This is a genomic window from Marinobacter sp. DY40_1A1 (assembly GCF_016597815.1).
GTDB classification, from domain to species: Bacteria; Pseudomonadota; Gammaproteobacteria; order Pseudomonadales; family Oleiphilaceae; genus Marinobacter; species Marinobacter xiaoshiensis.
Map to the genome: position 1 here is coordinate 56,728 of NZ_VCHA01000005.1, position 12,889 is coordinate 69,616.

Annotated in this window: 12 protein-coding genes; 9 read left to right on the forward strand and 3 right to left on the reverse strand. The window is 54.1% G+C overall.

What is annotated here, in order from left to right; all coding sequences use genetic code 11:
- Positions 1-123 precede the first annotated feature (123 nt).
- The 5 genes from FFI61_RS13145 (at position 124) to FFI61_RS13165 (ending at position 3,936) form a co-directional block, all read left to right on the forward strand.
- The gene (locus tag FFI61_RS13145) at positions 124-1,431 is read left to right on the forward strand and encodes a DUF2066 domain-containing protein (protein ID WP_200371024.1); all 1,308 of its coding nucleotides are present in this window, start codon (positions 124-126) and stop codon (positions 1,429-1,431) included.
- 21 nt (positions 1,432-1,452) lie between these two features.
- Positions 1,453-2,013: a CDP-alcohol phosphatidyltransferase family protein gene (locus FFI61_RS13150; protein ID WP_200204252.1), complete on the forward strand. Its 561-nt coding sequence runs from the start codon at positions 1,453-1,455 to the stop codon at positions 2,011-2,013.
- On the forward strand, positions 2,010-2,708 hold the full coding sequence (hda, locus tag FFI61_RS13155) for a DnaA regulatory inactivator Hda (RefSeq protein ID WP_200371025.1): 699 nt from the start codon (positions 2,010-2,012) through the stop codon (positions 2,706-2,708). The genes FFI61_RS13150 and hda overlap by 4 nt, the downstream gene beginning before the upstream one ends.
- Before the next feature lie 82 nt (positions 2,709-2,790).
- A complete protein-coding gene (locus tag FFI61_RS13160) occupies positions 2,791-3,588 on the forward strand; it encodes a ParA family protein (RefSeq protein WP_200371026.1) in 798 nt (265 codons plus the stop codon).
- Positions 3,589-3,600: 12 nt separating this feature from the next.
- Complete coding sequence (locus FFI61_RS13165) at positions 3,601-3,936, forward strand: YqcC family protein (RefSeq protein ID WP_200204255.1); 336 nt, start codon at positions 3,601-3,603, stop codon at positions 3,934-3,936.
- A gap of 30 nt (positions 3,937-3,966) precedes the next feature.
- Here FFI61_RS13165 and nadC read toward each other — a convergent pair whose 3' ends face one another.
- A complete protein-coding gene (nadC, locus tag FFI61_RS13170; RefSeq protein WP_200204257.1) occupies positions 3,967-4,806 on the reverse strand; it encodes a carboxylating nicotinate-nucleotide diphosphorylase in 840 nt (279 codons plus the stop codon).
- Between the two features lie 235 nt (positions 4,807-5,041).
- On the opposite strand from nadC, the gene FFI61_RS13175 reads away from it, so the two are divergent.
- The 4 genes from FFI61_RS13175 to FFI61_RS17965 all read left to right on the forward strand — a co-directional run bounded on the left by FFI61_RS13175 (position 5,042) and on the right by FFI61_RS17965 (position 11,090).
- Positions 5,042-7,345: a DUF1631 domain-containing protein gene (locus tag FFI61_RS13175; RefSeq protein ID WP_200371027.1), complete on the forward strand. Its 2,304-nt coding sequence runs from the start codon at positions 5,042-5,044 to the stop codon at positions 7,343-7,345.
- A 72-nt stretch (positions 7,346-7,417) separates the two neighbouring features.
- Entirely contained in the window at positions 7,418-8,044 is a 627-nt protein-coding gene (gene ampD, locus FFI61_RS13180) for a 1,6-anhydro-N-acetylmuramyl-L-alanine amidase AmpD (RefSeq protein ID WP_227714924.1), read from the forward strand.
- 25 nt (positions 8,045-8,069) lie between these two features.
- Positions 8,070-8,957: a histidine kinase gene (locus tag FFI61_RS13185; RefSeq protein ID WP_200371028.1), complete on the forward strand. Its 888-nt coding sequence runs from the start codon at positions 8,070-8,072 to the stop codon at positions 8,955-8,957.
- A 102-nt stretch (positions 8,958-9,059) separates the two neighbouring features.
- On the forward strand, positions 9,060-11,090 hold the full coding sequence (locus FFI61_RS17965; RefSeq protein ID WP_200371029.1) for a methyl-accepting chemotaxis protein: 2,031 nt from the start codon (positions 9,060-9,062) through the stop codon (positions 11,088-11,090).
- 176 nt (positions 11,091-11,266) lie between these two features.
- Here the strand turns inward: FFI61_RS17965 and FFI61_RS13195 are convergent, their stop codons facing one another.
- The gene (locus FFI61_RS13195) at positions 11,267-11,824 is read right to left on the reverse strand and encodes a cob(I)yrinic acid a,c-diamide adenosyltransferase (RefSeq protein WP_200204267.1); all 558 of its coding nucleotides are present in this window, start codon (positions 11,822-11,824) and stop codon (positions 11,267-11,269) included.
- A gap of 40 nt (positions 11,825-11,864) precedes the next feature.
- Positions 11,865-12,887, reverse strand: a complete 1,023-nt coding sequence (locus FFI61_RS13200; RefSeq protein ID WP_200371032.1) for a ketopantoate reductase family protein — start codon at positions 12,885-12,887, stop codon at positions 11,865-11,867.
- Positions 12,888-12,889: the final 2 nt, after the last annotated feature.

The window sequence follows — 12,889 nt, forward strand, 5'->3', positions numbered from 1 at the left end:
CAGATTCGAGCAACTGGGCGGTCCGGCGCGGGCAAGATTGCATTTCAGCAACCCGGGTCGGCTACTCAGGCTCCGGGCCATGGTGTATCCTATGCGCCATTCATGCGAACAGCAGGGTGTTTCATGCCAGTACCAGACCAGAACCGGGCTCTAAAGTCCTTGTCAGCCCTTTGGCTTGCCATTATTTGTGCGCTTATGGTGGCAGTATCCACACCCGCGACAGCCGTTACGGTGTCAGGGCTTTATACTGTTGAGGTTCCTGTGACCGGCTCCGGCCCGGATGCTCTGGCGCAGGGCTATGCAGACGGGTTAGCCCGGGTTTTTGTGCGAATTTCTGGCACCCGTGAGGTGCTTGCACTGGACGGCGCCAAGGCTTTGATGGCAGATGCCGAATCCCTGCTTCTTTCCTATCAGGTGCTCCGTGGTGAAAATGGCGATAGCCGTTTGAGTATGGCATTTGGTGCAGTGGGTGTTAACCGTGCACTGGCGTCGATTGGTGCCCCTGTTTGGGGTGCAAACCGTCCTCTGACCTTGGCGTGGGTCGCCGTAGAAGATCGCGGTGTTCGCAAGCTCGTGACTGGGACGGGTGAAGGACTTGCCGACACCGGAGACTCCGGAATCTGGACTTCCGCATTTGCCCGCGCGGCTCAGGAGCGGGGGCTTCCGGTGACGCTGCCGCCAGCCGGGTTCAGCGATAATAGAGAGTTGTTATCGGACATCTGGGGGCAATTCACCGGTCGTGTCCGCACTGCCTCAGAGGGCGTTGAGCACGATGTGCTTGCTCTGGTTCGTGTCAGCCGCTCTGGTAGTCAGTGGCGTGCAGGCTGGGTGTTTGAAGGTGCAAAGCTTAATAGTAGTGAAGAGGCGGTCAGTGCCGATACGCGGGAAGCTTTGGCGGAAGCGTTGGTTAATCGTTGGGCAGAGTTGTACGCCAGCCGTTACGCAGTTGCAGCCGGCGAGGTTGGAGACTTGCCGCAGGTTGATATTGTTCTTCGCGGCGTTACCTCAGTTACGGACTATGGCAAGGCTACCCAGGTTCTTGAGGGGCTGACTCCGGTTGTAAGTGCAGGTGCGTCCCGGGTCAAGGGTGAGCAACTAACGCTCAGAGTGGCGTTTTCCGGTGAGTTGGATCAGCTCAGAGAATATATTGCCCTGGATTCCAGGTTTGTGCCGGTTGACGGTGAAGCTCCGGATATGCCGCAGCCTCGTTTGACGTCACCAGAAGCTCCTGCTAAGCCAGCTCAGACGCAACCCGGGCAGAACAGTCCGGAAGTAGCTCCAGAAACAGCTCCTGCTGAGCCGTCTATGTTTACCTACCAGCCATCTCCTGCAGATGAAGAAGAGGCTGAGCAGGCATTTGAGTCGCTCTATCAGGTCCTCTATTACCGCTGGCAACCTGTGCCGGTCATTGTGAATGATGGCGGGCAGTAAGCCGCAACCGGAGGCAGCACATTGAACACTTACGCCTGGCGCTGGATTCCCAATGCTTTGACGTTTGTGCGCATATTGCTGATTGCTCCTTTTGCCAGGGCGTTACTGGTACAAGAGTACCGCCTTGCGTTGTTTATATTTGCTGTCGCCTCGCTGACTGACGGTCTTGATGGTTTCCTCGCTCGGCACTTCAATTGGCGTTCACGCTTTGGTGCTGTGGCCGACCCTCTGGCAGATAAAGCGCTATTAATTACAGCCTATCTGGTACTGACCTACACTTCTGTCCTTCCGTTGTGGCTGTTCGCGCTCATACTCGGGCGGGATCTTCTGATTGTTGGTGGTGCACTGGTTTATCATTACGGTATCGGTCGCTTTGAAATGGAACCCAGCATGCCCGGAAAATTGAATACGTTGGTTCAGATTCTGGTGATTCTGGGCATTATTGTGATCATGGCCGGCTTGCCGGTACCGCCGGGGTGGCTGGATGCAGGAATCTGGCTGGTTGCGGCTTCAGCTGTGTTTAGCGGGGGCCATTACATGGTCGTCTGGGGTGCACGGGCAAGGAGGGCCAGGCAGTCGTGAGCGCATCGCAATTGGTTCTTGGTGTCCGCCTTCGGGATGATGCACGTTTTGATAATTTTCACGGGGATCGCAACCGGGAAGCTGCGCTGCGGCTTTTATCAGTGTTCAGTCAGCCTGAAGGGCTGCCGGTGGTAGTGGTGTGCGGCGATTCTGATACGGGCAAAAGCCACCTGTTGCAGGCAGCGTGTCACCATGGAGAGGCCGAAGGGAAAACAGCCGTGTGTATCAGTATTGCAGAACTGGAACCTTTCGGGCCAGAAGCGCTTGCCGGACTGGATACCATGGATGTTGTTGCCCTTGATGATCTTGACCGGATAGCCGGTAAGGCAGACTGGGAAGAGGCGGTTTTTCACCTTTATAACCGCCTGCACGACGGTGGGCGTATGCTCGTTGTCAGTCTCTCGGAGGTTCCTGGCTCCTTGCCCTTTGTGTTGCCAGATCTGGTCTCACGGTTGCATCACGGTGTTACGGTGCAGCTTGGAATTTACCGTGACGATGACCGGTTAAAAATTCTCATGGCCCGTGCCGAGCAACGGGGACTAACAATGACGGACGACGTTGCCGGCTTTATCATGCGCCGTGCACCAAGGCGTCTCGGAGAATTGTTGAGTATTCTCGATACCCTCGATGAAAATTCCCTGCAAGCACAGCGACGTCTCACTATTCCGTTCGTGAAAACGGTCATGCAATGGTGAGTCAAAGGCACAGACATAACCAAACACAAAGACAGCAATCAAACGATAAGACGCTGAATAAAGCGCCAGATGGAGAAATGACATGAGACGGGTAGTATTCAACCAGAAGGGCGGAGTTGGAAAATCCAGTATTACCTGCAACCTGGCAGCGATCAGCGCGGCAAGAGGCAAGCGCACGCTGGTTGTTGATCTGGACCCCCAGGGAAACTCAACACATTATCTCTTGGACAAACCGGCCAGCGAGCTCAAAGATACGGTTGCAGACATGCTAGAGCAAACGGTGGCCTTCAAGGTGTTCAACCGGCGCCCGGAGGAATTTGTTCACGCGTCGCCGTTCAGAAACCTCTATGTGTTGCCCTCCAGTCCAGAGTTGGATTTTCTGGAGCGCAAACTGGAAGCAAAGCACAAGATTTACAAGTTGCGGGAAGCCCTCAAAAAGCTGGGTGAGTCCTTCGACGAAATCTACATCGATACAGCGCCCGCCTTGAACTTCTACACCCGCTCGGCACTTATCGCGGCTCAGCGTTGCCTGATCCCATTTGATTGTGATGATTTTTCCCGTCAGGCGCTTTATAACATTCTCAATGAAATTGAAGACCTGCAGGAAGATCACAATGAAGAACTTGTGGTGGAGGGTATTGTCGCCAACCAGTTTCAGCCCCGTGCCAGCCTCCCCAAAAAACTGGTAAGAGAACTGATCGAAGAAGGGCTTCCAGTGCTGCCAGTACGCTTGTCAGCTTCTGTAAAAATGAAAGAATCTCACCAGTGTCGGCAGCCGCTCATTCACATGGCGCCAAAGCACGCGCTTACAAAGCAGTTTGAGGATTTGTATCGCGTGTTGAACGGTGAGACGGTAGAGCTTGAGCCCTTGGCAGATTGAGGGGGGATATTTATGTCAGGCACAGGTGACGTTACAGGGCAGGTGGCAGATTGCCTTCTTGGTATTGAGATGGAACTGCGCAAACTCGATATGTGGGCGGTTGAGCGCCCGCCGATTGAAGCATTCGACAGCACCGAGCCCTTTTGCATCGACACTCTGGCGTTTACCCAGTGGATTCAGTTTGTGTTTCTTGAGCGCATGAAACTCATTGTTGAAAATGGCCACCCTTTGCCCAGGGTTTCAGGCATTGCGCCTATGGCAGAGGAGTACTTTCGTGGTCGTCAGGAATCAGGGCGGGGGTTGGTACAGGAGCTAGAGGCTGTTGATCAGCTACTCTCTGGTAGCTGATCACTGTTCTTTCAAACTGAGCCGCCCGGCTCAGTCCAGGCGCATGGAGAGGTCAATGGCTTTGACATCTTTGGTCAGCGCGCCGATGGAAATGTAATCGACACCGGTTTCTGCAATGGGAACCAGTGTGTCTGTATTGATGCCACCGGAAGCTTCCAGCTTAGCTCGCCCCTCGTTCATGGCAACGGCTGTGCGCAGATCTTCCATGGAAAACTCATCAAGCATGATGATATCAGCTCCGGCGCTAAGGGCCTGCTCCAGCTCCGCGAGGTTTTCAGTTTCTACCTCTACAGGCTTGCCGGGGGCAATTCTGTGGGCAGCAGCAATAGCGTTGGCGATGGAGCCGCAAGCGGAAATGTGGTTTTCCTTGATCAGAAATGCATCCCAAAGCCCGAGACGATGATTGTGGCAGCCGCCGCAGGTTACTGCGTATTTCTGGGCAAGCCGCAACCCCGGCAGCGTTTTGCGGGTATCCAGAAGGCGTACGCTGGTGTGAGCAACTCGCTCAGCATAGCCTGCGCAGCTTGTCGCAACGCCTGAAAGGGTTTGCAGCCAGTTCAGAGCGGCTCTCTCTGCGGTCAAAAGGCTTCTGGCTGTGCCTTTCATGCGGAACAGGACCTGATTGGGGGAAGCGGATTCACCATCCTTGATCAGCCACTCCAGAGTAACTGAGCTGTCTACCTGGCGGAATACTTCATTCACCCATTCGCGCCCGGCGATGTGGGCTCTTTCCCGGGTAATAACATGACCGGTCGCCTGCTTCTCCAATGGAATAAGTTGAGCCGTGATATCGCCATCGCCGATATCTTCTCGCAGGCTTGCTGCGACGGATTCAATTCGTGACTGGCGTAGGCGTTCAGTGAATTTCATGGTCATGCATCCGCTTGTGTCTGGGGCCAAAGAGTTCTGAATCAGTTAAGGGGCACGATTCTATAGCCCGCTAGCGGTTTCGCCAAATTCTGCCAAAATTGTGATCTGGGTCTGCTCTACACAAAAGGTGACAATTTCTGACACAAGGTGACGCTACTAACTCGTATGATATGTAATCAGAGTAGTTTCAAAACGATGGTCAGGCGTTTCACATACCTTGGCTGAGGGGTGGTCAATGAAGCAGGAAAACAAGGTTGTCAGTTTTTCCGGGCAGAAATCGTTTTCACGGTTTGATCTGCCGCCGGCCCTTGTTCGCCTGCGAGACTCATCCGGTCAGTCCTTGAAGGGTGTGCTCGAACGTTTTTTCGAGCGTGCTGACGATGCCTTGTTTGAACTTGCGGATCGTGCCGGCTCCAACATGGATCAGACGGTCTATTTTGATGCCATGCGCGAATTGCGGCTGCGCCGCAAAGCCATGGTCGTTTCAATGCTGCAGTACGTCAGTCAGGCTTTTAATGATATTGGCAAATTCCGGCCCCGACAGACCGCAAATGCGCTGGACGAAGTTGACCGGGATTCCCTGAGCCTTCTGGAACACTCAGATCTGGAGCAACAGGTAGCGATTGATAACCTGATCAATAAGCTACGAAATCAATATCAGGCTCCCATCCAGCTTTTGTCTCTGCGGGTGAACCATCTGGTGACGGGAGTAGATCTCTCCGGCAGTCAGATGCCTCTCAGTCCCGAAGTGCTCTGTGGCGGTATTGCGGAGGCTTGTGCTGATCTCGATATCGACATCCGTGCAAAGCTTATTGTTCTCAAGCTGTTTGATCGCCTGCTGGCAGATACGCTTGGCGATTTTTATCAGGAAGCGAACCGCACGCTGGTTTCAGAAGGTGTTCTTCCAGACGTTAAACGTCCACCAGCCCGTTCAGCTGGAGCCAGGTCTGCGACCTCTGCCCCGGTGCCGCCAAGCTCAGTGCAGCAAGGCGCGGGCGCAGGATCGGGTGAAGTCAGCGGCGGCCAGTATTACAGTCATGACCAGATCCAGGGCGGTTCTTCCTATGCAACGTTTTCCGAATTGAGCGCGCTCCTGCATCAGCGAGGTGCATCCCAGACTATGTTTGAGCCGGACAGGGCTGATGAGGCCTACCTGGATACTGATGGCTTGTTGGCTCGCCTCAGCGAGGCGCAGACATCTTTCAGCCAGTGGGAAGGTGGTGAAGTTGCCTCTCTTGATCAGCGGCTTCAGCCGGTGCTCCGGGCGGCTAATGGTCAAAAAGCAAGCATCGGGCAGGTAGACAATGATGTCATCAACCTGGTCTCCATGCTGTTTGATTTCATCCTGGAAGACAGGCAATTGCACCCGGTTATGAAAACGCTTATCGGGCGTTTGCAGATTCCCGTTCTGAAAGTTGCCCTCAGCGACAAGAACTTTTTTAACCGTGGCGGCCACCCGGTAAGGAAGTTGTTGAACGAACTGGCACTATCCGCCATTGGCTGGACTGAAAAGCGGGCCGGTCAACGCGACCCCCTGCACGAAAAGATCGAGGCAGTTGTGGATCGGGTGTTGAGTGAGTTCACTAACAATGTGTCACTCTTTGAAGAGCTATTAAAGGATTTTTGCCACTTTACGGACCTTGATCGCCGCCGCCGGGAATTGGTAGAACAACGTTTGCGCGATGCCGAGGAGGGCAGGGCGCGGCAGGAGCAGGCGTCCCAGGTTGCTGATGCGCTGATTGCAGGGCATACAGCAGGCAGGGATATTCCTGAGCCTGTGCTCGAAATGCTCACGGAAGCATGGACAAAATACCTGCAGTGGGTGGTATTGCGGGAAGGAGAAGAAAGCGAGCGCTGGGCAGATGCAAAAGAGCTGACTGGTCACCTTGTTTGGAGTGTGGATCCTCAACCGGTTGAAAGCTCTACCCGAAGCGACCTGCTTCGCGCAATCCCGGCTATTGTGGATGACTTCCGCATGGCGCTTCAGGAAATTTCCTGGGATCCATTTGCAACAGATACCGCAGTTAGGGATCTCGAACTGGCTCACGTGGATGTGTTTCAGCGACTGGCAACGGCCCCCTTGCGGGCCGCACCTGTGGTGGAAGACGAAGAGCCGTTTGTTGAAGCTTTTGTGGCACCCGAAGCCGGGACTGGACTGTCTGACACCGGAGCACAGGCTGAAACGAACGAGCAGCAACAACATGTGCTGTCAGAACTCGTGATTGAAGCGCCTGCACAGCAGGCAGTGGAAGAGGTTGCGGCTGAGTGGTTGAACCGGGCTGACAGTCTTCGTGTTGGCGCCTGGGTTGAGCTGAGCCGCGACGAGACCAAGCTTCGCTGTAAGTTGGCGGCTGTTATCAGGGCCACGGGTAAGTATATATTTGTTAATCGCAGCGGTGCCAAGGTGGCGGAGTATCATCGCCAGGAACTGGCCTCTGCAATGGCGGCAGGTGCTGTGTGTATGCTTGATGATGGGCTTATCTTTGACAGAGCACTGGAATCCATCATCGACAACCTGCGCAATACCCGCAAAGATTGATCCGTGGTAACAGGTGTTACTTTGTGATTCAATCAGATCACAGTGTAATGCTCTGATAATAATGGATTCATCTTGCCCCATTCAGCCTGCGATCATGTTAGTACGACCATTTGCAGCGAAAACATAGAGACGCTTCGCGAAACCGGGCGTCTTGAATCTGCTCGCTGGTGCCCTTCGCCGAACTACGGCCCTCGCCCGGAAGGCACCACCATAAGCCTTCTGGTAGTGCACAATATCAGCTTGCCGCCCGGCGAGTTTGGTGGCACCTATATTGAAGACTTCTTCACCAATTGCCTGGATCCGGATTTGCATCCCTACTTCGCAACAATTGCCGGGATGCGCGTGTCAGCTCACGCACTGATTCGCAGGGATGGCAGCCTGGTTCAGTTTGTCAGCCTGTTGGAAAGAGCCTGGCACGCGGGGCGATCTTGCTTTGAGGGTGTAGAAGAGTGCAACGACTTCTCTATTGGAATTGAGCTTGAAGGCGCAGACGACATTCCTTACACGGCTGAGCAGTATCGGGCGTTGGCAGAAATCTCGGTAGTGATCGGTTCTGCCTGGCCCGATATAACCAACAACCGCATTACTGGCCACAGTGATATTGCGCCCGGTCGCAAGACAGACCCTGGGCCTGCATTTGACTGGCAACACTTTCAGGCGTCTCTGCAGGCAGTTCAGACTGGACAAAAACAGTGCTGAACTGTCTCCCAAAGGAGCTGTTTAGATGATTCTGGTGGTATTTCTCATTGCCTACCTGGTTCGCAGGCGGCTTGATAGCCTGAACGCGATATCCGGGGATGAACTCTGGCGGCGCTGGTTTCGCCAGGGCACCGTTGTTAAAGCAGGACGCGAATCAAGTATTGGGGCTGGCCTTTTTTTGATCGTCGTACCAGCACTGCTCGCTGCCTTGGGCATATATGCACTGGGGCTATACGGCTGGCGGCTTGCTGCCTACCCGCTGGAAATTCTGGTGCTTGTGCTACTTATGGGGTCGCCTGGCTGGCGGCAAGTGCTTGAGCCTTATGCGGAAGCTTGGCGGAAGGGCGACATGCAGGCTGCCTGGCACTTTATACAGGAGCGGCTGCCTGCGAACGAGCGGGGCGCTGCCGCATCACCAGATATCATGCACCTTGCCTTATCCAAAGCACTGATGCTGGCAGTTTTTCAGCGTTTCTTCCTTATTGCATTCTGGTATGTGGTGGGAGGCATAGGCCTGGCAATTTTTGTGCGGGGATTAGTCGCACTGTCTGAGCAGTGGCCGCAGGCAGGCGCCAGGCCATGGTATACCAAAGCATGTGAATGGTTTAGCTGGGTGCCGGTAAGAATGCTGTCAATAACTTTTGGGATTGCCGGTGACTTGTCGGGCTGGCTGCGTGAATCCAGAGCTGCGATGGCGGGTGTCACGAAAAAGGCGTCAGAGGTGCTCATGATTTCCGCCAATGGGTCGTTAACCGGGTATGCGCTTGATCCAGCCCGCTTTTCCCGGATTCACCAGGATGAGTGGGCCAGCTTTGGTGGCCGCAGTTTGAGTGCGGTGAGGGACCTGCTCAGCCGGAGTATGCTGGTCTGGATTTGCGCACTTGCTTTGCTCGTAATCGCAGGCGTTGTCTGAATCCTGGTTGGATAATAAAAATTACTTAAGTTTCCCCCTGTTTGGGCGATAATAAGAACAGAACATGCATTCATTTGTTTGCATTTCAAAGAGAGGGTCGATGTGAAGCAACTCATTAATCCCGCAGTAGCACTGATGAACCGGTTGCCGATGCTGTACAAGTTCAGCCTGATCAGCATCCTGTTCCTCCTCCCGATTGGTGGCTTGTCCTGGCTTGTGATGACAGAACTCAACCGCTCGGTCGCGACCATGACCCGGGGTGTGGAGGGTCTTGAACAGCTGCGCCAGATCGATCGCCTTGTAGACGCGTCTATTGATTATCGGGATTATCGGGCGCCAGCAGTAGCCAAAGATGAAGCTAGTCTCAAAGCTCTTTCTGACAAGATCGCCAGCGAAATAGGCTCTATTCTTGATAGCCTGACTGCAGAGCCGCGTTCTTTTGATACCTCCGGGGCTTGGGCCGACCAGGTAGAGGCGCTCAAAGCGGAGTGGCAGAGCATTCGTGGGGATGATAACTATCAGACCAACTTTGATCCCCAGTTTAAGTATTTTCAGGAATTTGTTCAGAAAGCGCTTGCACTGATTCCCGCCACGATAGAAACGTCAGGCTTGGGCCAAGGCGCCTCGAGGGAAAACCTGCTCATTCTTGGTCTTATCCGTGAAACTCTTCCAGATGCCCGCAGCGAATTGGGGCGGGCACGTTCCTATGGCCTGTTCGCTCTTGTTGACGGTCAGTTAGGTTATGCCCTCAGCGAAAATCTGAATGAAATATATGATGCGCTGACTAATCGTAGTTCACTGCTTTCGCCTGCCTTGACCCTCGCGGCAGATGCGTCGCCGGCGTTTGCCGCCTCGGCGGGAACTGCATTGAAAGATGTTGATGAAAGTCTTTTGAACGCACGTGAGTTGCTTGAAGTTAATATTATTGCGCCAATGCGGCTGGAGATGGCATGGCCAGATTATGATTCGCGCATTTCTGCGAAGCTGGGGAGCTATGTTGAGCTAAAAGATGCAGCGTTTGATGTGGTCGATGCCAATCTGGGAGCCAGGCTGGAGCAAGAGCTAAGCCAGCGTCGCCTCATAGTAGTCGCGCTGATTGTTGTTTTGCTTTTTGTTGTATATCTCTATGTTGGCTTCTTCATGTCTGTGCGCACTGCCATCAATCGCTTTAGTGAAGCAGCGCGCAAGGTTGCTGCTGGCGACATGACGACCCGGATTTCCCTTGATAATCGCGATGAGCTTGGTGAGTTGACGGGTGAGTTCAACAATATGACGGATCGTATGGCTGAACTGATACGCTCTGTAGGCCAGACAACACAGGAAGTTGATCAGCAGGCCACGCGAGTGAAGGACACAGCTGCCGCTAACAGCGAAGCAGTAACGCGTCAGATGGCCGAGAGTGGTCAGATTAATGAGGCTATGAGCCAGATGGTCGAGGCGGTGAGTGAGGTTACTGAAAGCGCCCACCGGGTTGCAGACAGCGCCACCGCTGCAGAGCAAGATACGGAAACTGGCCGCGGCGTTGTTTCCGATACCGTTGAAACCATCAACCGTCTTGCGACCGAGATTTCTGGCGCTGTAGATGTGATCAACCGGGTGAGTGAAGACAGCAACAACATCAGTCAGGTTTTGGTTGAAATCAAAGCCATCGCTGAGCAGACCAACCTTTTAGCCTTGAACGCTGCCATTGAAGCAGCCCGTGCGGGTGAGCAGGGGCGTGGGTTTGCGGTGGTTGCAGATGAGGTGCGCTCGCTGTCCCAGCGCACTCATAAGTCGACCGAAGAAATTGAAGGCATGATTTCACGACTTCAGAGTGGCGTAAAAGATGCCGTAGCGGCCATGACCAATAGCCGTGACGTTACTCAGACAACCGTTCAGAAGTCGGGAGAGGTTACTGAGGCGTTGAGCAGAATTGCCAAGGGTATTTCGGTGATTGTGGACATGAGCCACCAGATTGCCCAGGCCGCTGAAGAGCAGTCTGCAGTTTCCAAAGATGTGAATGCTAGCGTTGCTCACATTGGCGAGTTGGGTGCATCGACTGCCGCGAACGCTGAAGAGACTCTGGCTTCTTCCCAGGAGATGTCCGATTTGACGGCTTCTTTGCAGAGGCTTGTTGAGGCGTTTAAGGTTTGAGTTTTTAAGACGGCAAGGTGATCAGACGGTCAGGCAGCGTCATCCACCTCAGAAACACGCTGTGAATACATCCTTTTACGCTTGGCTCCGCCATCCATGGCTACGCACAGTTTCTGAGGTGGATGACGCTGCCTGACCTGATGTTGGAGCAAGCCGTCTCGCAGTTATAAAGGGTATTACATACCTGACTTCTTCTGATCCCACAGAATCTCTTCAGCGCCTTCCCGGCGCGCTAACACCCTTGAAGCTACGAATAACAGGTCTGATAAACGGTTCAGGTACTGGCGTCCCAGAGGGTTGATTGAATCCTCATGGCTGAGGGCTACCACTACACGCTCCGCACGGCGGCAAACGGCGCGGGCCAGGTGACACTGGGCCGCAGCCGGGCTTCCGCCTGGCAGGATGAAGTTTTTCAGAGGCGGCAAGGGCTCGTTCATTTCATCCAGCAGATTTTCCAGCCAGCTAATATGATCTTCAGTAATCGCCTTGCTTCCGGGAATCGCAAACTCACCACCCAAATCAAACAGGTGATGCTGAATGCGGCGCATGGATTCCAGCATGTCATCATCACTGTCCAGGGTTTCGATCAACAGGCCGATATGGCAGTTCAACTCATCGGCCATGCCCATTGCCTCAACACGCTGAGCGTTTTTGGCAATACGATTACCATCGGCCAGGCCGGTGGTGCCATCGTCACCTGTGCGGGTGTAAATCTTGGAAAGGCGGTTGCCCATGATGTTGCTCCTGGTAGTTTAAGCTGATTGGTTAAAAGCCTTATAGACCTTGTACTCGTTCGGTCAGCATTTGGTTTACCGGCGTGGCAATGCTATGGCACCTTCCGCATTGCACTAGATAGCCGTTGATATAGTCAATCTCTGTTTTACGACCCGCTAAAACATCCGCGCGCATGGAAGACGTATTGCTGGCGGTGTTTCTCGCCACAGTTTCTATACGCTCCCGAAGAACCTCCGGCGCAATGGCTTCTGAGGTCTCAGCTTCCAACAAAACAGATATCTCCGAGCAAAGCTCATCAATGTTCTGCTGATAAAGAGGTGAGTTCAGAATGTCTCCGTTAGGGCAGTCGAGCAGGGCTGTAAACGGATTTATCCCGGCATTCACTATCAGCTTCTGCCAAAGCCGCTGCAGAATGTTCTCCTCAGCATGAACCCGCAAGCCGGTTTCAGCTAGTTGCTGAACAACACTCGCGGTGTGGTCAGCGGCACTAGCCGTAAGCGCGCCCACCCAGGTATCTCCTGCTCCGGCGTGAACCAGTACTTCAGGGGAAGGGCGGTTCGCGCCTTCGGTAGTGCTGGCCGCCAAAATCGGCCGCTCCGGCCAGCGTTCGGCCACTTCCTGTTGGCTACCCAAACCGTTCTGAAACAAAACAACCGGCGTGTTTTCCGGAAAACGAGGGAGCCACTCTTCTAGCGCCGAAAACGTATCTCCGGCTTTCGTTGTCACAAGCAGAAGCCCCACGTTCTCAGGGGACTGAATCCATGGAAGGCTAACTTTGTCGCGGGCTTCACCAGAGTCCGGCGAAGCCGTCAGGCGGGGCTTTCCGAAACCTTGTGGAGCCATGGATGGCGGAACAGAGCGTACAAGGACGTATTCACAGCGTGTTTCGGAAAGCCCCGCCTGAAGGCTTACGCTTCTCCCAAGCCGATAAGCGTGCTCAGGCCGAGGCAAGAAACCACAAAGAGCAGAAGGCAAAAGGGCGGCCCAAAGCCGCCCCAAAGAACCCGCTCCAAGAATGGCGATCACCCCGCCACCCCCGGAACGCTTACCCGCAGACACCATGC

Bases quoted from the DNA above. Each gene is read 5' to 3' on its own strand.
- FFI61_RS13145 (WP_200371024.1), top strand. From the start codon at position 124: ATGCCAGTACCAGACCAGAACCGGGCTCTAAAGTCCTTGTCAGCCCTT.
- FFI61_RS13195 (WP_200204267.1), bottom strand. From the start codon at position 11,824: ATGGGCAACCGCCTTTCCAAGATTTACACCCGCACAGGTGACGATGGC.
- FFI61_RS13165 (WP_200204255.1), top strand. From the start codon at position 3,601: ATGTCAGGCACAGGTGACGTTACAGGGCAGGTGGCAGATTGCCTTCTT.
- FFI61_RS13175 (WP_200371027.1), top strand. From the start codon at position 5,042: ATGAAGCAGGAAAACAAGGTTGTCAGTTTTTCCGGGCAGAAATCGTTT.
- FFI61_RS13160 (WP_200371026.1), top strand. From the start codon at position 2,791: ATGAGACGGGTAGTATTCAACCAGAAGGGCGGAGTTGGAAAATCCAGT.
- nadC (WP_200204257.1), bottom strand. From the start codon at position 4,806: ATGAAATTCACTGAACGCCTACGCCAGTCACGAATTGAATCCGTCGCA.
- FFI61_RS13185 (WP_200371028.1), top strand. From the start codon at position 8,070: ATGATTCTGGTGGTATTTCTCATTGCCTACCTGGTTCGCAGGCGGCTT.
- FFI61_RS13200 (WP_200371032.1), bottom strand. From the start codon at position 12,887: ATGGTGTCTGCGGGTAAGCGTTCCGGGGGTGGCGGGGTGATCGCCATT.